The 18201-nt window shown below is 69.0% G+C and carries 16 protein-coding genes; 7 read left to right on the top strand and 9 right to left on the bottom strand.

From position 1 onward, the window contains the following. Positions 1-4: 4 nt before the first annotated feature. Positions 5-1168, top strand: coding sequence for a CaiB/BaiF CoA transferase family protein (locus CEG14_RS04550; RefSeq protein WP_094825133.1), 1164 nt, complete (start codon positions 5-7; stop codon positions 1166-1168). Between the two features lie 6 nt (positions 1169-1174). Here the strand turns inward: CEG14_RS04550 and ggt are convergent, their stop codons facing one another. After that, entirely contained in the window at positions 1175-2920 is a 1746-nt protein-coding gene (gene ggt, locus CEG14_RS04545) for a gamma-glutamyltransferase (protein WP_094825132.1), read from the bottom strand. Between the two features lie 91 nt (positions 2921-3011). Between ggt and CEG14_RS04540 the strand changes: the two genes are divergently transcribed. After that, on the top strand, positions 3012-3902 hold the full coding sequence (locus CEG14_RS04540) for a LysR family transcriptional regulator (RefSeq protein ID WP_094825131.1): 891 nt from the start codon (positions 3012-3014) through the stop codon (positions 3900-3902). Positions 3903-3993: 91 nt separating this feature from the next. Here the strand turns inward: CEG14_RS04540 and CEG14_RS04535 are convergent, their stop codons facing one another. Further along, a complete protein-coding gene (locus tag CEG14_RS04535; RefSeq protein ID WP_094825130.1) occupies positions 3994-4974 on the bottom strand; it encodes a tripartite tricarboxylate transporter substrate binding protein BugE in 981 nt (326 codons plus the stop codon). Positions 4975-5208: 234 nt separating this feature from the next. On the opposite strand from CEG14_RS04535, the gene CEG14_RS04530 reads away from it, so the two are divergent. Further along, on the top strand, positions 5209-6102 hold the full coding sequence (locus tag CEG14_RS04530) for an AEC family transporter (RefSeq protein ID WP_094825129.1): 894 nt from the start codon (positions 5209-5211) through the stop codon (positions 6100-6102). A gap of 103 nt (positions 6103-6205) precedes the next feature. Here CEG14_RS04530 and fumC read toward each other — a convergent pair whose 3' ends face one another. Then, positions 6206-7597 carry a class II fumarate hydratase gene (gene fumC, locus CEG14_RS04525; RefSeq protein ID WP_094825128.1) on the bottom strand — a complete coding sequence of 464 codons (1392 nt, stop codon included), beginning with the start codon at positions 7595-7597 and terminating at the stop codon, positions 6206-6208. Positions 7598-7733: 136 nt separating this feature from the next. Between fumC and tsaE the strand changes: the two genes are divergently transcribed. Further along, the gene (tsaE, locus tag CEG14_RS04520) at positions 7734-8273 is read left to right on the top strand and encodes a tRNA (adenosine(37)-N6)-threonylcarbamoyltransferase complex ATPase subunit type 1 TsaE (RefSeq protein WP_094825127.1); all 540 of its coding nucleotides are present in this window, start codon (positions 7734-7736) and stop codon (positions 8271-8273) included. Then, the gene (locus CEG14_RS04515; protein WP_141243281.1) at positions 8204-9610 is read left to right on the top strand and encodes an N-acetylmuramoyl-L-alanine amidase; all 1407 of its coding nucleotides are present in this window, start codon (positions 8204-8206) and stop codon (positions 9608-9610) included. The genes tsaE and CEG14_RS04515 overlap by 70 nt, the downstream gene beginning before the upstream one ends. Before the next feature lie 498 nt (positions 9611-10108). Here CEG14_RS04515 and CEG14_RS04510 read toward each other — a convergent pair whose 3' ends face one another. From CEG14_RS04510 to CEG14_RS04495, 4 genes are read right to left on the bottom strand one after another with little or no spacing between them, the layout of a single operon-like run. Next, positions 10109-11719, bottom strand: coding sequence for a GMC family oxidoreductase (locus tag CEG14_RS04510; protein WP_094825125.1), 1611 nt, complete (start codon positions 11717-11719; stop codon positions 10109-10111). A gap of 9 nt (positions 11720-11728) precedes the next feature. Then, entirely contained in the window at positions 11729-12532 is an 804-nt protein-coding gene (locus CEG14_RS04505; RefSeq protein WP_094825124.1) for a shikimate dehydrogenase family protein, read from the bottom strand. Further along, positions 12529-13527, bottom strand: coding sequence for a transketolase family protein (locus CEG14_RS04500; RefSeq protein ID WP_094825123.1), 999 nt, complete (start codon positions 13525-13527; stop codon positions 12529-12531). The genes CEG14_RS04505 and CEG14_RS04500 overlap by 4 nt, the downstream gene beginning before the upstream one ends. Position 13528: 1 nt before the next feature. Continuing rightward, entirely contained in the window at positions 13529-14386 is an 858-nt protein-coding gene (locus tag CEG14_RS04495) for a transketolase (RefSeq protein WP_094825122.1), read from the bottom strand. 124 nt (positions 14387-14510) lie between these two features. Between CEG14_RS04495 and CEG14_RS04490 the strand changes: the two genes are divergently transcribed. Both CEG14_RS04490 and CEG14_RS04485 read left to right on the top strand, forming a co-directional pair. Further along, entirely contained in the window at positions 14511-15236 is a 726-nt protein-coding gene (locus CEG14_RS04490; protein WP_094825121.1) for a GntR family transcriptional regulator, read from the top strand. Between the two features lie 9 nt (positions 15237-15245). Next, positions 15246-16319 carry a glycerol dehydrogenase gene (locus CEG14_RS04485; RefSeq protein ID WP_094825120.1) on the top strand — a complete coding sequence of 358 codons (1074 nt, stop codon included), beginning with the start codon at positions 15246-15248 and terminating at the stop codon, positions 16317-16319. A 15-nt stretch (positions 16320-16334) separates the two neighbouring features. Here the strand turns inward: CEG14_RS04485 and CEG14_RS04480 are convergent, their stop codons facing one another. Further along, entirely contained in the window at positions 16335-17270 is a 936-nt protein-coding gene (locus CEG14_RS04480; RefSeq protein WP_094825119.1) for a 3-keto-5-aminohexanoate cleavage protein, read from the bottom strand. Next, the gene (locus CEG14_RS04475; protein WP_094825118.1) at positions 17270-18199 is read right to left on the bottom strand and encodes a 3-hydroxyacyl-CoA dehydrogenase; all 930 of its coding nucleotides are present in this window, start codon (positions 18197-18199) and stop codon (positions 17270-17272) included. The genes CEG14_RS04480 and CEG14_RS04475 overlap by 1 nt, the downstream gene beginning before the upstream one ends. Positions 18200-18201: the final 2 nt, after the last annotated feature.

Raw genomic sequence — 18201 nt, 5'->3', positions numbered from 1 at the left:
CGCCATGACACAGACTCCCCCCTCCGCCGGCGCGCTGGCCGGCTGCCGCGTGATCGACCTGTCGCGCGTGCTGGGCGGCCCCTACAGCACGCAGGTGCTGGCCGACCATGGCGCCGACGTGATCAAGATCGAGCCGCCCGGCGGCGACGAGACGCGCGGCTGGGGCCCGCCCTTCGCGGCGGGCGTGGCCGGCGACACCGCCGCCTACTTCGTCGGCGTCAACCGCAACAAGCGCGGCCTGGCCCTGGACCTCGCACAGGAGGTGGGCCGCACGTTCCTGCGCGGCCTGCTGGCCGACGCCGACGTGCTGGTCGAGAACTTCAAGCCCGGCACGATGGAGAAGTGGGGCCTGGGCTACGACACGCTCAAGACCGCGTTCCCGCGCCTGATCCATTGCCGCGTCAGCGGCTTCGGCGCCGACGGTCCGCTGGGCGGCCTGCCGGGCTACGACGCCTGCGCGCAGGCCATGTGCGGCCTGATGAGCGTGAACGGCGACGCCGACGGCGAGCCCACGCGCGTGGGCCTGCCGGTGGTGGACATGGTGACCGGGCTGAACGCGACGGTGGCGATCCTGCTGGCGCTCAACGAGCGCGTGCGCAGCGGCCTCGGCCAGTTTCTCGACATCACGCTGTACGACTGCGCGATCTCGCTGCTGCATCCGCACGCGCCCAACTACTTCTATGGCGGCAAGGTGCCGGGCCGCAGCGGCAACGCGCATCCCAACATCGCGCCCTACGAGACCTTCGCCACCGCGGCCGGCACGCTGTTCCTGGCGGTGGGCAACAACCGCCAGTTCGAGGCCCTGTGCCGCACGCTGGATGCGCCGGCGCTGGCGCAGGACGCGCGCTTCGCCGACAACGCGGCGCGGCTGGCGCACCGGCCGCAGCTGCACGCGGCGCTGACCGCGCTGCTGGCCGGGAAGGAGGCCGCCGGCTTCGCCGAGACGCTGCTCGCGCGCGGCGTGCCGGCCGCCGCCGTGCAGGACGTGGCGCAGGTGCTGGCCCATCCGCACACGCGCCATCGCGGCATGGTGCTCGAAGACGGCGCCTATCGCGGCATCGGCTCGCCGATCAAGCTGTCGCGCACGCCGGCCGCGCTGCGGCGCCTGCCGCCGGCCCTGGGCGAGCACAACGCCGGCATTGGCGCGCCGGCCGCCAACGACGACTGAGCCGCCTCAGCGGCCCAGCACCACGCCCTCGCGGCGCGGGTCGGCGCCGCCCTGCAGGCCGTCGGGCAGGATCACGATGCCCTGCAGCCCGCTCGGGAACGACTCGAACTTCACCTCGTGGCCCATGGCGCGCAGCCGTGGCGCCACCGCCTCGAGCGGGCTGCCGGCCTCGATCTCGGTGGCCTTGTTGCGGCTGCCGCGATTGGGCAGCGCGATGGCCTGCTGGATGTCGAGGTGCCAGTCGAGCACGCCCACGAGCGTCTTGGCCACGTAGTTGATGATGGCGCTGCCGCCGGGCGAACCCACCGCGAGATAGGGCTTGCCGCCGCGGAACACGATCATGGGCGCCATCGCGCTGCGCGGCCGCTTGCCGCCCTCGACGCGGTTGGCCACGGGGCGGCCCTCCGGGTCCTGCCAGGACGACGAAAAATCGGTCATCTCGTTGTTGAGCAGGAAGCCGTGCACGAAGATCTTGCTGCCGAACGCCGACTCGATGGTGGAGGTCATGGAGACCACGTTGCCGGCCGCGTCGACCACCACCAGATGCGTGGTGGAGGGCAGCTCGAGCGCGGTGTCCGGCGCGCGCGAGGCCAGCAGCCCGGCCGGGTCGCCCGGCAGCGCCGTCTTCATGCTGCGCTCGGGCCGGATCAGCGCGGCGCGCGCCCGCAGGTATGCCGGGGCCAGCATCGCCGCCACCGGCACGTCGGCGTAGCGCGGGTCGGCCACGTAGAAATCGCGATCGGCATAGGCCAGCCGGCCGGCCTCGGCGAAGTAATGCACCGCTGCCGCGCTGTCGGGCGCGAGCCGCGCGATCGGCGTGTGTTCGAGAATGCCGAGGATCTGCAGCACCGCCAGCGGCCCGCTCGACGGCGGCGGCGGGCCGCACAGGCGATAGCCGCGATAGCGGCCGCAGACCGGCTGCTCGGCCTGCGCGCGGTAGCCGGCCAGGTCGGCCTCGGTGAGGTCGCCCGGCGTGGCATGGGCCCGCACCGCCGCCACGATGTCGCGCGCGATCGGGCCGCGGTAGAACGCGTCCGCGCCCTCGGCGGCGACCCGCTTCAACACGGCCGCGAAGTCCGGATTGCGCAGCACGTGGCCGACCGGCCAGGGCTTGCCGGCCGCATCAAAAAAGTAGGCGGCGGCGGCCGGCTGGCGCGCCAGCGCGGGCGTCTGCTGCAACACCTCGTGCAAGCGGGGCGACACGGCGAAGCCCTGCTCGGCCAGCGCGATCGCGGGCGCGAACAGCGCGGCCCAAGGCAGCTTGCCATGCTCGCGGTGGGCCAGCTCGAGGCCGCGCAGCAGCCCCGGCGTGCCGACCGCCATGCCGTTGTTGACCGAATCGGCGAACGACAGCGGCTTGCCGTCGCGCCAGAAGCGGTCGGGCCGCGCGGCGGCCGGCGCGGTCTCGCGGCTGTCGTAGTTGACCAGCTCGCCGCTGGCGGCGTCGTAGTGCATCATGAAGGCGCCGCCGCCGATGCCCGACGACTGCGGCTCGACGAGATTGAGCACCAGCTGCGCGGCGATCACCGCGTCGATCGCGCTGCCGCCCGCACGCAGGATGCGTTCGCCGGCCGCGCTGGCCAGCGGATTGGCGGTGGCGATCATCTCCTGGCGCGCGTGCACCAGCGCCTTGGCCTGGTAGCCCGACGCGCCCTCGGGATTGATATCGGCCGCCGGTGTGCGGGCCTGCGCCAGCCCCGTCGTGGCGGCGGCCAGCGCCAGGCAGGCCAGCAGATTCATGCGTCGCGTCATCGCCCTCTCCTCATCGATGGCCCTCATGATAGCGAAGCGCGCGGCGCGCTCTCGCATAGAATCGGGCATTGCCCCGCCCTCTCTTGCTCCCATGCGCCTGCGCCACATCGAAATCTTCGAAGCCATCCGCCGCACCGGCTCGCTCACCGAAGCCGCCGCCGCCCTGCACATCTCGCAGCCCGCGGCGAGCAAGCTGCTCGCGCATGCGGAATCGCAGCTGGGCTTCAAGCTGTTCGAACGCGTGAAGGGCCGGCTGGTCGCCACGCGCGAGGCCGAGATCCTCACGCCGGAGGTGGCGCGCCTGAGCCAGGACCTCAACAGCGTGCGGCGCCTGGCCGCGAGCCTGCGCGACAGCCCCAACGGCCACCTGCGCGTGGGCTGCGCGCCGGCCATGGGCCTGGGCCTGCTGCCCGGCGTGGTGCGCGCCAGCCGCGACCACCAGCCCGGCATCACCTTCGACATCCACACCCACCACAGCGCCGAGCTGGTGCAGGGCCTGCTCGCGCGCGAGCTCGACCTGGCGATCACGTTCGACACCAACGACTACCCCGGCCTCACCCGCACGCCGCTGGGCCACACCGAACTCGTGCACCTGGGCCGCCGGCCCGCCCCCGCCGACGACGCGCCGGTGCGGCTCGCCGAGCTGGCCGGCGAAACACTGATCGTGCTGGATGCGCGCGACGCCAGCGGCGCCATGCTGCAGATGGCGCTGGACGCGCAGGCGCTCACGCCCCCGGTGGCGATCCAGGTGCAGACCCATTACGTGGCCTGCGCGCTGGCCGAGGCCGGCTGCGGCGAGGCCATCGTCGACGCCTACACCGCGCGCGCCATGCTGCGCCCGGGCATGGTGCTGCGCCGCCTCGATCCGCCCCTGCGCGTGCCGGTCAGCCTGCTGACCCGCAGCCAGGAGGCCCTGTCCGGCCTGCATCGCGACTTCATCGAGCGGCTGCGCGAGGCCTGCCGCACCAACGACAGCGCCTAGCGCGCCCCGCGCCAGAAAGCGCAAAAAAAATGAGGCGCCCGCAGGCGCCTCATCGTGATCCGGGGCCCGCACGAGGCGGGCCGCAGCGGCATCAGTCGAGCTTGATGTTCTGCTTCTTCACGACGTCGGCAGCCCAGTCGTATTGCGCCTTGATTTCCTTGGCGAATTCTTCCGGGGTGTTGCCCGACGGGGCCGAGCCCTGGTCGTCGAGGGTCTTGATGACCTTCGGGTCCTTCAGGGCGATCACGGCGGCGTCGCGCAGCTTGTTCACGACTTCCATCGGGGTGCCCTTGGGCGCCAGCAGGCCGTACCAGACGGGCTGGTTCAGCACCGGGAAGCCGGCGTCGGCGAAGGTCGGGACGTCCTTGATCGAGTCGATGCGCTGGGGCCAGGCGATGGCGATGGCACGCAGCTTGCCGGCCTGGATCTGGGGCATCGACGACGGCAGGTTGTCGAACAGGATTTCGATCTGGCCGCCGACGGCGTCGGCCACGGCCGGGCCCGAACCCTTGTAGGGCACGTGCACGATGTCGGTGCCGGTGGCCATCTTGAAGGACTCACCCATCAGGTGCAGCACGCCGCAGGTGCCCGACGAACCGTAGGAGTACTTGCCCGGGTTCTTCTTGAGCTCTTCCAGGAAGCCCTTGAAGTCCTTGGCGGGGAACTTCGGGTTCACGGCGACCACGTTCGCCGTGTTGGCGAAGTTGGTGACCGGCTGGAAATCCTTGAGCGGATCGTACGGCAGGTCGTTGGGACGGCAGGCCGGGTTCACGGCCATGGTCGAGACCGTGGCGATCGACAGCGTGTAGCCGTCGGGCGCGGCACGAGCGGCTTCGGCCGCGCCGATGGCGCCACCGGCACCGCCCTTGTTCTCGACGACCATCGGCTGGCCGAGTTCCTGGCTCATGCGCTGCGTCACGATGCGCGCGATGATGTCGGTCGAACCGCCCGGCGCGAAGGGCACGATCACGCGGATCGGCTTGGTCGGGAAGTCGGCGGCGTGGGCGCCCGAAACGGCGGCCAGACCGGCGGCCATGGCAATGGCCTGGACCAGGGTGCGGACTTTGATCATGGGTGTGTTTCCTCCTAGTATTGACGGCCCCCCGCGTAAGAAAGGCCGATGTGCCGTTCGCCCATCTGTGGACGGGCGATCTCTATGAATTGTTAGCTGACGCGGTATTGCGGTGTGTCTCGAGCTGACCCAGGGCGGGCCCCGCCACGTCTGAACCTCGGAGAATAGCAGCAAATCGGACCATTGCGGTAGCATCCCGGGCGAGCCCATTCCCCGAGATATAGACGGAACATCATGTCGGTTGCACTGCTGGTCTTGCCGGATTTTCTGCTGGTCGCGCTGGGTTGGACATTGCGCCACAAACTGGGTTTTGCCCGCGAATTCTTCGCCGGCACGGAGCGGCTGGTCTACTTTGTGCTGTTCCCCGCGTTGCTGTTCCAGTCCATCCTGCGCACGCCCATCAGCGCGGGCAACGCGGTGCTGCTGCTGCAGGCCGCCGCCCTCATGATCGGCGCCGGCGTGGTGCTCTCCTGGCTGGCCGCGCCGCTGCTGCGGCCCGCGCCGATCGCGCTGGCCTCGGCGGCGCAGTGCGGCTATCGCTTCAACACCTACATCGCCCTCGCGCTCGCGGCCAGCCTCGGCGGCCAGGCCGGCCAGACCGTGATGGCGCTCATCATCGGCTTCGCCGTGCCCATGGCCAACGTGGCCGCGGTGTACGGCCTCGCGCGCCACAACGGCAAGAACCTGTTCGGCGAGCTGCTGCGCAATCCGCTGGTCGTGTCGACGGTGCTCGCGCTGGTGTGCAACCTGGCGGGCCTGCACCTGCCCGGACCGGTCGACGTGGTGTTCGGCCGTCTCGGCAGCGCCGCCATCGCGCTGGGCATCATCTGCGTGGGCGCCAGCCTGTCGTGGGAGGGCGGCAAGGGCTACGGCGGGCTGATCGGCTGGATGCTGGCCGTGAAGCTGGGGCTGATGCCGCTGGTGGCATTGGGCGCGGCCTGGCTGCTCGCGCTCGACCCGCTTGCCGCGCGCATGCTGCTGCTGTTCGGCGCCCTGCCCACGGCCTCGGCGGCCTATGTGCTGGCGATGCGCATGGGCGGCGACGGCCGCATGGTGGCCGTGCTGATCTCGCTCGGCACGCTGCTCTCGGCCGTCACGATTCCGCTCTGGCTGCTCGCGGCGCCATGAGCAACGGCCGCGCCGTTGCGGGCGCGGCGGCTTGCACGAGCGCGGGCCATGAAAAAGGCCGCGCCCTTGCGGGACGCGGCCTGATGCACCCGCGCCAGGCGGGTCAGCGCTTGGCGTTGGTCATGTCGCCCGGCACCACCCAGGCGTCGAACTCGGCCTCGGTGACGTGGCCGAGCGCCAGCGCCGATTCCTTGAGCGACAGGTTTTCCTTGTGCGCCTTCTTCGCGATCTGCGCGGCCTTGTCGTAGCCGATGTGCGGATTCAGCGCGGTCACGAGCATCAGCGAACGCTGCACCAGCTCGGTGATGCGCTCGCGGTTGGGCTCGATGCCCTTGGCGCAGTGCTCGTCGAAGCTGTGCATGCCATCGGCCAGCAGGCGCACCGACTGCAGGAAGTTGTGGATCACGAGCGGCTTGTAGACGTTGAGCTCGAAGTTGCCGCTGGCGCCGCCGATGTTGATGGCGACGTCGTTGCCCAGCACCTGCGCGGACAGCATCGTGAGCGCTTCGCACTGCGTGGGATTGACCTTGCCCGGCATGATCGAGCTGCCCGGTTCGTTTTCCGGAATGCTGATCTCGCCCAGGCCCGAACGCGGACCGCTCGACAGCCAGCGCACGTCGTTGGCGATCTTCATCAGGCCGGCAGCGAGCGACTTGAGCGCGCCGTGCGCGAACAGCAGCGCTTCGTGCGAGGCCAGCGCCTGGAACTTGTTGGGCGCCGACACGAAGGCGGCGCCGGTGGCGTGGGCCAGCACGGCGCTGACCTTGTTGCTGAACTCGGGATGGGCGTTCAGGCCGGTGCCGACCGCGGTGCCGCCGATGGCGAGCTGGTGCAGGCCGGGCAGCGTGGCGCGGATCTGCTGTTCGGCGAGGTCGAGCTGGGCCACATAGCCCGAGATCTCCTGGCCCAGCGTGAGCGGCGTGGCATCCTGCAGGTGGGTGCGGCCGATCTTGACGATGTCGTAGAACGCGGCGCTCTTGGCGGCCAGCGTGGCGCGCAGGGCCTTGAGGGCCGGCAGCAGGCGCTGCTCGACCTCGACCGCGGCGGCCACGTGCATGGCGGTCGGGAAGGTGTCGTTGGACGACTGGCCGCGGTTGACGTGATCGTTGGGATGGACCTTGCGGCCTTCGCCGCGCTCGCCGCCCAGCAGCTCGGAGGCGCGGTTGGCCAGCACCTCGTTCATGTTCATGTTGCTCTGCGTGCCCGAGCCCGTCTGCCACACCGACAGGGGGAACTCGTTGGGCCACTTGCCTTCGATCACTTCGTCGGCCGCGCGCGAGATGGCGTCTGCGATGCCCGCATCGAGCTCACCCAGTTCGGCGTTGACCTTGGCCGCGGCCTGCTTGAGGCGGGCCATGGCGGTCACGAGCGGCACCGGCATCTTCTCGGTGGAGATCGCGAAGAAATGCAGCGAGCGCTGCGTCTGCGCGCCCCAGAGATGGTCGACCGGGACTTCGATCGGGCCGAAAGTGTCTTTTTCGGTGCGGGTCTTCATGAAAGCTGCTCCATTGCGGCGATGAGCCCCGCGCGGGCGAGGCGATGTAATAAGAATTACTTGCAACTAAAAGCGTACCAGAAACTCACTTTCTATAATTGGCACCGTCCATCGTTTTACCACCGGCACCCGACCCATGTCCTCTCCCGCCCCGCTGTCCACGCTGGCCCTGTACCTGCCCGACGAAGCCGCGACCGACGCGCTCGCCCAGCATCTGGCCCCGTATCTCGACGGACGCGAGGGCAATGTCGGGGGACATATCCACCTGCACGGCGACCTCGGCGCGGGCAAAACGGCGTTCAGCCGGGCACTGTTGCGCGCCAGCGGCATCAAGGGCCGCATCAAAAGCCCGAGCTACGCCCTGCTTGAATCCTATAAACTTTCTAACTTATACTTCTATCACCTTGATTTTTATAGATTTAGCGATTCGCGCGAATGGTTGGACGCCGGATTCCGAGATTTGCTGCGTGACGACGCGGTGGTTTTGATCGAATGGCCCGAGCGCGCGGGGGGGTTGTTGCCCCTGCCGGACCTTGCGATTTCCCTGGATTACGCGGGCCAGGGACGGAACGCTGAATTGTCTGCCTTTACCGCCCGAGGACAAAAATGGTTGAACGCGATGGCTCCTCTTCAAGCGGCGCACCCTCGCCCCGCTCCGCCACCCGTCGACGCCTGATCAGCGTCGCCGCCACCCTGCTCGTTCTCCCGGTCATTCCGCGCCTGGCCCGCGCTGCCACCATTCTCGCGGTGCGCACCTGGCCGGCCGAGGAATACACCCGCGTCACCCTCGAACTCGACCACGAACTCAAGGCCGAGCAATTCACGCTCGAGAATCCGCACCGGCTGGTGGTCGACATCGAAGGCCTGACGCTGAGCCCGGCGCTCAACGACCTGGTTTCGAAGGTCCGGCCCGACGACCCCTACATCCAGGGCCTGCGCGTGGCGCAGAACCGGCCCAACGTGGTGCGCATGGTGTTCGACCTGAAGCAGGCCGTCGCGCCCCAGGTGTTCACGCTCAAGCCCGTGGCCGATTACCAGTTCCGCCTCGTACTCGACCTGTATCCCAAGGTGGCGCAGGATCCGCTGGTCGCCATCCTCAACAAGCAGGGCGCGGGCCCCGATGTCGATGATCCGCTCGCGCGCATCCTCGACGAGATCTCGCGCAACCCGGTCACGCCGAGCGCCGGCCAGCAGGCCCCCGCGCCGGCGCCGCTGGCGCGCGGCCAGCAGCAGGCTCCCGCCCTGCCCGCGCCCACGCCCAAGCCGCAGCCCGCACCGGGCCGCGCCTCGGCCGGCCGCAAGCGCATGCTCACGATCGCACTCGACCCGGGTCACGGCGGCGAAGACCCCGGCGCCATCGGCTCGAGCGGCCTGCGCGAGAAAGACGTGGTGCTGCGCATCGCGCGCCGCCTGAAGGCGTTGATCGACGCGCAGCCCTACATGCGCGCCTACCTCACGCGCGACGACGACTACTTCGTGCCGCTGCACGTGCGCGTGCAGAAGGCGCGGCGCGTGCGCGCCGATCTGTTCATCTCGATCCACGCCGATGCCTGGGTCAAGCCCTCGGCCAATGGCTCGTCGGTGTTCGCGCTGTCCGAGCGCGGCGCCACCAGTGCGCAGGCGCGCTGGATGGCCGACAAGGAAAACGCCGCCGACCTGATCGGTGGCGTCAACCTCGGCAGCCACGACCGCCAGGTGCAGCGCGTGCTGCTCGACCTCTCCACCACGGCGCAGATCAACGATTCGCTCAAGGTCGGCACCGCGTTCCTCGACGAGATCCGCAAGATCAACCGCCTGCACAAGAACAGCGTGGAGCAGGCCGGCTTCGCCGTGTTGAAGGCACCCGACATCCCCTCGATCCTGGTCGAGACCGCCTTCATCAGCAATCCGCAGGAGGAGGCCAAGCTGCGCTCGAACTCGCACCAGGATGCGCTGGCACAGGCCATGATGACGGGCATCGACCGCTACTTCACCGCCAACCCGCCCCTGGCCCGCCTGGGCGACGCGGGCTGAACACAGCAACAGCAACAGCAGCAACAGCAGCAGCAAAAAGAGACCTGCCCCCGGGCAGGTCTCTTGCATTGCGCCCCCGCCAGCCCACGAAGCCCGCGCACTCCCGTCACACCCCCAAAACAAAGGTGTCAGACTGCATTTTTGCTAATGGAGTCAGACTGCAATTTCCCCTGGCCCGGCGCGCCAAACAAAGGTGTCAGACTGCAATTTCGATAAAGGAGTCAGACTGCATTTTTCGGGCGGAGCGAGCCAGGGCGGACGCCGCACCACGCCGGGCGGAGCCGCGAAAAATGCAGTCTGACTCCTTTTTGGCTTTCGCTCGTGAGAGAGAAAATGCAGTCTGACTCATTTTTTTTTGGCCGGTACGCTAGTCGAAAATGCAGTCTGACTCCTTTGTTGAAAAATGCAGTCTGACTCCTTTTTTTGAAATTGCAGTCTGACACCTTTGTCGGGTCGCCTTTGTCGGGTCGCCTTTGTCGGGTCGCCTTTGCCGGGGCGTCAGCGGCGGGCGTCTTCGAGGATCATGCGTGCGCCCTTCTCGGCCACCATCATCACCGCGCCCTGGGTGTTGCCGGACACCATCGATGGCATGACGGAGGCGTCGACGACGCGCAGGCCGGCGATGCCGTTCACGCGCAGGCGCGGGTCGGTGACCGCGTCGGCGTCCGAGCCCATGCGGCAGGTGCCGATCGGGTGGTAGATGGTCTGGCCGTTGGCGCGGGCGAAGTCGAGCCACGCCTCGTCGCTCTGCACCTCGGGGCCCGGGCTCATCTCGAACGCGACGTAGCGCGCCAGCGCCGGCTGGCCGACGATGCGGCGCGCCAGCTTCATGCCTTCGACCAGGCTGCGCCGGTCTTCCTCGGCCGCGAGGAAGTTGGGGCGGATCGACGGCGCGGCCAGCGGGTCGGGCGACTTGATGTGGATGCTGCCGATGGACTCGGGCCGCAGCTGCGCCACGCCCAGCGTCATGCCGGGCGCGCGGTCGAGGATGCGCTCGGCCGCGTTGGCATAGCTCGCGTGCACGAAAAAGTACTGCACGTCGGGCGTGGCGAGCTCGGGCCGGGTGCGCACGAAGCCATGCACAAGCCCCGTGCCCAGCGTGAGGATGCCCTGCCGGCTGGCGTAATAGCGCGCCACCTGGCTCGCCAGCCGCACGCCGCGCGACATTTCGTTGAGCGTGACGGCGTTGCGCACGCGCCAGTTCATGCGCGTGGCGTAGTGGTCGATGTAGTTCTCGCCCACGCCCTTGCGCGCCAGCACCACGTTGATGCCGTGTTGCTTGAGGCGTTCGGGATCGCCCACACCAGACAGCTCCAGCAACTGCGGCGTTTGCACCGCGCCCAGGCACAGCAGCGTCTCGCGGCCCGCGCGCGCCTGCTGCGTGCGACCCTGGCGGCGATACTCCACGCCGACGCAGCGCGTGCCCTCGAACAGCAGGCGCGTGACGTGCGCGCCGCACTCCACCACCAGGTTCGGGCGCTTGAGCGCGGGCTTGAGGTAGCCGTCCACCACGCTCCAGCGGCGGCCGCGGTGCTGCAGCACCTGGTAGTAGCCGAAGCCCTCCTGGTCGGCGCCGTTGTAGTCCGGGTTGAGCGGCTGGCCGTCTTCTTCCGCCGCGCGCAGGAACGCGCTGCTGACCGGATAGCGTTCGGCCACCTGCTCGATATGCATCGGCCCCGCGTGGCCGCGGTGGGCATCGCCCTGCGCATAGTTCTCGATGTCGCGGAAAATATCCTCGACGGCCGCCGCCCCCCAGCCGGTGGCGCCGCCGCGCTCCCACTTGTCGTAGTCCTGCGGCTGGCCGCGCACGTAGATCATGCCGTTGATCAGGCTGGACCCGCCCAGGCCCTTGCCGCGCGGCACCGAGATCACGCGACCGCGCGTGCCCGCTTCCGGCTCCGTGGTGAAGCGCCAGTTGAAGCGCGGGTCGACCAGCAGCTTGGAGAACCCGGCCGGGATGGAGATCCACATGCTGGAGGCGGCGTCGCCCGCCTCCAGCACCAGCACGCGATGGCGGCCGTCGGCCGTCAGGCGATTGGCCAGGATGGCGCCGGCGGTGCCGCCGCCAACGATGATGTAGTCGAAGCGAGCGCTGGCTTGCTGCGTCATGGCCGGTCCCTACCGTGCGGCGTCGATGCCGAGAAAGCGCGCCATCAGCGCGATCTGGCAGGCCAGCATCGGCGCGCCCGGATGCACCGTGCAGCCGCGCGCGCGTGCCTCGGCCAGCAGCGGCGTCTCGGCCGGCTGCATGATGACCTCGCACACCCACTGTTCCGGCGTGAGCCTGGCCACGTCGACGGGCAGCGCGTCGCCCGGCTTCATGCCGAGCGGCGTGGCGTTGACCACCACGTCGAAGCCCGCCGGGTCGCGCGTGCCGAGCCGCACGTCGGCATGCGGATGCAGCGACAGGATGCGCGCCTTCAGATCCTCCGCCCGCGACGCCGTGCGGTTGTAGACCGTGAGGCTCGCCACGCCGGCCTGCACCAGCGAAAAGCCGATGGCGTTGGCCGCGCCGCCGGCGCCGGCCAGGTAGGCGTGCCGACCCTTGAGGTCCAGCCCGGCCTCGATCAGCCCGCCGACGAAGCCTTCGCCGTCGAGCATGTGCGCCACCAGCCGGCCCGACGCCTCGCGCCGGATCACATTGGCCGCGCCGATCTTCTGCGCGACCGGCGTCACCTCGTCGCATAGCGCCAGCACGGCGCTCTTGTGCGGCATCGTGACGATCACGCCGGCGAGGTTCTCGATGCCGCGCAGGCCCTGCACCGCGGCGGCCAGGTTCTGCGGCCGCACATGGAACGGCACGAGCACGCCGTCGTAGCCGAGCGTGGCCAGATGCTCGTTCATGCGCTGCGGCGTCTTCACGTGTTCGATGGGATCGGCCAGGATGCCCATCACCTTGGTGTAGCCGGTGATCTCTTTCATTTCGCTTCCCGCTTGGTGTTGTCGAGTTGGCGCAGCGCCACTGCGCGGATGCCGGCACCGTCGAGCTGATAGTGCTGGTAGAGCGCGGTGGGCGGCGCGATCAGGCTGTATTCGTCGTAGATGCCATGGCGCACCAGGCGCGTGCCGGTGCCCGCCTCGGCCAGCACTTCCGCCACCGCCGAGCCCAGGCCGCCCAGCACGTTGTGCTCTTCGACCGTGAGCACCACGCTGGCGCGGCCCGCGGCCGCCAGCACGGCCTCGCGGTCGAGCGGCTTGATCGTCGGCATGTCGATCACGCCCACCGAATAGCCCTCGGCGTTGAGCGAGGCGGCCGCCTCGAGCGCGGCGTGCAGCGTGATGCCGCAGGCGATGATGTTGAGATCCGATCCCTGCGAGTGCACGATGGCGCGGCCGAACACGAAGGGCGTATCGTCGGCATAGACCTGCGGATCGCGGCCGCGGCCGATGCGGAAGTAGATCGGTTCGGGCCAGTCGGCCGAGGCCTTGATCGCGGCCGTGAGCTGCGGGCCGTCGGCGGGCGACACCACCGTCAGGCCGGCGATGGCGCGGGTGGTGGAGATGTCTTCGGTGGCGTGGTGCGAGGTACCGTAGAAGCCCAGGCTGATGCCGGTGTGATGGCCGATCAGGCGCACGGGCAGGCGCGTGTAGGCCACGTCCATGCGGATCTGCTCGCAGCACAGCAGGCCCAGGAACGAGGCGAACGTGGCGACGAACGGCATGTGGCCGCAGGTGGCCAGGCCGGCGGCGGCCGAGACCATGTTCTGCTCGGAGATGCCGAACTGCACGTAGCGATCGGGATAGGCCTCGGCAAAGCGGTTCAGGCCATTGGAATACTGCAGGTCGGCCGAGCCGGCCACCACCGGATGCCCGGCCTCGGTCAGCGCGATGAGGCCCTTGGACAGGTAATCGAGCCCGGGGTTGATGGCGTTGAGCGCGCGGTACTGCCACGAATCGGAAGAAAGGGTGTGGGTCATTTCAGATTTCCCGCGACATGATTTCATCGATGGCGAACGCGGCATCGGCCGGCGCCAGATAGCCCAGGTGCCAGCCCGGCTCGGTTTCCATGAACGACACGCCCTTGCCCTTCACCGTGCGTGCGATCACGCAGGCCGGGCGCTCGCGCGTCGCGTCGGCCCGCAGCCGGCGCAGCAGCGCGGTCAGTTCGCCCAGGTCATGGCCGTCGACCTCGTGCACCTCCCAGCCGAACGCGCGCCACTTGTCGGCCAGCGATTCCACGCCCATCACCTCGTCGACCTTGCCGTCGAGCTGATAGCCGTTGCGGTCGATGATGGCGACCAGCCGATTGAGCCGGTTGTGCGCGGCGAACAGCGCCGCCCCCCACACCTGCCCCTCCTGCTGCTCGCCGTCGCCCAGCATCACGAAGGTGTGAAAGTCGAGCTTGTTGAGGCGGCCGCCGAGCGCCATGCCCACGCCGTTGGACAGCGCGTGGCCGATGGAGCCGGAGCTGAAGTCCACGCCGGGCACCTTGCTCATGTCGGGGTGATCGCCCAGCGGGCTGCCGAGCCGGGTGTAGCCGTCGAGCAGCTCGCGCTCGATGAACCCCAGGTCGGCCAGGATCGGAAACAGGCCCACGGCGGCGTGGCCCTTGCCCATCAGGAAGCGGTCGCGCCCGGGCCAGTGCGGCTCGCCCCGGCGCAACTGCATCACGTCGTAGTAGAGCGCGGCGAAGATTTCCGCGCACGAGAATACGGAGCTGTAGTGGCCGACCTTGGCGATCTCGATGAGCCGGATCGTTTCGAGTCGGACAAAGCGGGCCTTGTCCCGCAACCTCTCGATCTCCTCCGAGGTGGGATATGCCGGTACATGCGTCATGGCGCTGTTCCTTTGTGGTGTAGGATATATCATATATAATATACCCACTTGCACGAGATGTGGGTGCGGCAAAGTAGAATTCCTTGCCCAGCCGCCCCTTCCCTTCACCCCTCGCTGCCCCCCAATGACCACTCTCAAGCCGGTAAAAAAAGAAAACCTCTCCGTCAGGGTCTACAACGAGCTGCGCAATGCCCTGATCGACGGCCAGTACGAGCCGGGCGAACGGCTGATCATCGGCGAGCTCGCGGCAGAGCTCGGCGTGTCCATCACGCCCGTGCGCGAGGCGATCTTCCGCCTGATCAGCGAACAGGGCCTGGAAATGCAGGCGGCCACCGCCGTGTACGTGCCGTTCGTGAACTCCGCACGGCTGTGGGAGATCCAGCAGATCCGCGTGCAGCTCGAAGGCCTGGGCGCGGCCGAGGCCGCCAAGAAGATCACGCCGCACCAGCTCGACAACCTGGTGTCGCTGCAGCGCGACTTCCTGGCCCATACCGCCAGCGATCCCAAGCGCGCCAGCTACCTGAACCGCAAGTTCCACTTCTCGATCCTCGAGGCGGCCGGCATGCCGACGCTGCGCAACACGGTGGAGTCGTTCTGGGTCATCACCGGTCCGATCCTCAAGGTGTTCCACATCAAGACCGCCGGCCTGAATTACTCCGAAGACCGCCATCGCCACGAGGCGGTCCTCGAGGCCCTGCGCGCACGCGATCCCGAGGCGGCCGCACGGGCCATCCAGGACGACCTGCGCTGGGGCGGCAAGATCATGATCGATTGGCTGATCGAACGTGAGAAAGAGCAGGCGGAGGAAGCGGCCAAGACAGAAGCCGCTCCCCGCGCGACCCGCAAATGAGGAGACGACATGTTGAAGGTGTTTGGCGCGCCCAGCCGGTATTACCAGGGTCCGGGCGCCATCGATGAGCTGGGCCGCGCGGCGGCCCTGTTCGGCCGCAGCGCCGCGCTCGTGATCGATGGGTATGTGCACGGGGTGCTGGGCGAACGCCTGGTGCAGCTGTGCGCCGACCACGGCGTGAGCCTGCACCCGCTGGTGCTCGAGGGCGACCTGACCCCGGCGGTGGTGGCGCAGCTGCGCGGCCGCGCCGAGTCGCTGGGCGCCGACATGGTGATCGCGGTGGGCGGCGGCAAGTCGCTCGACGCGGGCAAGGCGGTGGCGCGGCACCTGCACCGCCATCTCGTCACCGTGCCCACGGTCGCGTCCAACGACGCGCCCACCAGCAAGAACTACGTGCTGTACGACGCGCATCACAACCTGCTCGCCGTGGAGCACATGCTCTTCAACCCGACGCTGGTGATCGTCGACACCGCGCTGGTGGCCACGGCGCCGCCGGTGTTTTTCCGCGCCGGCCTGGGCGATGCGATCTCGAAGAAGTTCGAGGCGGCGCAATGCGCGGCCAATGGCGGCCTCAACATGTATGACGCGGCGCCCACGGCCACCGCTCAGTTGATCGCCGACGGTTGCGCGGACGTGCTGCTGGCCGACGGCGAGGCCGCGCTGGCCGCGGCCGGCAGCGGCCAACCCACGCCGGCGTTCGAGCGCGCGGTCGAGGCGATGATCCTCATGAGCGGCCTCGGCTTCGAAAGCGGCGGGCTGTCGATCGCGCACGCGCTCACGCGCGGGCTGTCCAAGATCGGCGGGGTGGAGAAAGCCTTGCATGGCATGCAGGTGGCGCTGGGCCTGTTGGTGCAGCTCGACCTGGAGGCGCGCGACGAGGGCGTGCACGCGCAGCTGCAGGACTGGTATGGCCGCGTGGGCCTGCCGCGCACCCTGCGCGAGCTCGGCGCCACCCGGATCGACGATGCCGAGATCGCGCTGTGTGCCGAGCTCTCGCTCAAGGCGCGTCATGCCGACAACTTCCCACGCAAGCTGAGCGTGGCGGAGCTGGCCGGCGCCCTGCGCCGGCACGCCGGCGCCTGACGCGCGGCCGCCGCGTCAGAAGTTGACCTTGCCGCCGCCCTTCAGGCCCAGCTTCTCGCGGGCCTCGTCGGGCGTGGCGACCTCCAGGCTGAGCGCCTCGAGAATCGTGCGGATCTTCTCCACCTGCTGACGGTTCGATGCCGCCAGCTCGCCCGGACCGATCCAGAGCGAATCCTCCAGCCCCACCCGCACGTTCGATCCCATCGCCGCACCGATCGTGGCGAGCGGGATCTGGTTGCGCCCCGCGCCCAGGATCGACCATTCGTAGTCATGGCCGAACAGCCGGTCGGCGGTGCGGCGCATGTGCATCAGGTCTTCGGGATGCGGGCCGATGCCGCCCATCAGGCCGAACACCGACTGGATGAAGGGCTTGGACTGCACCAGGCCGCGGTCGACGAAGTGCTTGAGGTTGTAGAGATGGCTGATGTCGTAGCACTCGAACTCGAAGCGCGTGCCGTTGGCGTTGCCCAGCTTGAGAATGGTCTCGATGTCCTGGTAGGTGTTGCGGAACACCAGCGAGCGGCTGTTCTCCAGGTGCTCGCGCTCCCACGCATGCTCGAAGTCCTTGAAGCGGTCGAGCATCGGATAGAGACCGAAGTTCATCGAGCCCATGTTGAGCGAGGCCACTTCCGGCGCGAAGGTGGTGGCCGGGCGCATGCGCTCCTCCACCGTCATGTGCGGGCTGCCGCCGGTGGTGATGTTGATCACCGCGTCGGTCTCGGCCTTGATGCGCTTGAGAAACGGCTCGAACAGCGCCGGATCCTGCGAGGGCTTGCCGGTGACCGGGTCGCGCGCATGCAGGTGCAGCACGGCGGCGCCGGCGCGCGCCGCGCCGATGGCGGCCTCGGCGATCTCGTCGGCCGTCACCGGCAGGTGCGGCGACATGCTCGGGGTGTGGATGGCGCCGGTCACGGCGCAGGTAATGATGACCTTGTTCTTGGCCTTTGCCATTAGTCTCTCCGCTCTCGTTTGTGCCGCAACAACCGCATGAGCTGGTCGTCGCGCCAGAATCGCCGCGCCGGCAGGTCCGACGCGGACAGCTGTTCGCGCCGCTGCCGTTGCAGCGCGTCGACCAGCTCGCCTTCCCAGGCCACGCAGTCACGCTGCGTGGCGCCGATGGAGGCATACAGCCCGCCATAGCGGGCGCAGTAATCGGCGATGCCGCCGGGGGCATTCAGGTCGATGGTCTCGAACGGCCCCATGAACGACCAGCGCAGGCCCAGCCCGTCCTTGACCGTCACGTCGATGTCTTCCGCGCTGGCGATGCCGGCCTCGACCAGCCGGAACGCCTCCTGCAGCAACGCGCCCTGCAGACGGTTCAGCACGAAGCCCTCGATCTCCTGCCGCACCACCACCGGCTTCTGCCCGACCGCGCGCATGATCTCGCCCGCGCGTTCGACGGTGGCGGCGTCGGTCCAGGGCGCGCCGCTGAGCTCGACCACGGGCACCAGGTACGGCGGATTGACCGGATGCGCGACCAGGCAGCGGCCGCGCCCCGGCAGCGATTCGGTGAACGCGCTGGTGGGAATGCTGGAGGTGGAGCTGCCGATGATGGCGCCCGGCGGCGCGAGTCGGTCGAGCTCGCGAAACAGGGCCTGCTTGACAGCCAGGCGCTCCGGCGAGTTCTCCTGCACGTAGTCGACGCCGGCCAGCGCGTCGGCCAGCGTGTCCGCGACCTCGACGCGGCGCGCGACCGCGGCCGCGTCATCGAGCAGGGCGTGCCGTTCGAGTGCATCGAGCTGCTGGCGCACCAGGCGCGGCGCCTCGGCGCGCGCGTCCGCGTCGGGATCGTGCAGGCGCACCTGCCAACCGGCCCGCGCGAACACGATGGCCCAGCCCTGCCCGATCAGGCCGCATCCAATGATGGCGACGGTGGACATCG

The sequence above is a fragment of the Bordetella genomosp. 1 genome (assembly GCF_002261335.1).
Taxonomy (GTDB): Bacteria; Pseudomonadota; Gammaproteobacteria; order Burkholderiales; family Burkholderiaceae_B; genus Bordetella.
This window is presented reverse-complemented; position numbering and strand designations above follow the sequence as displayed.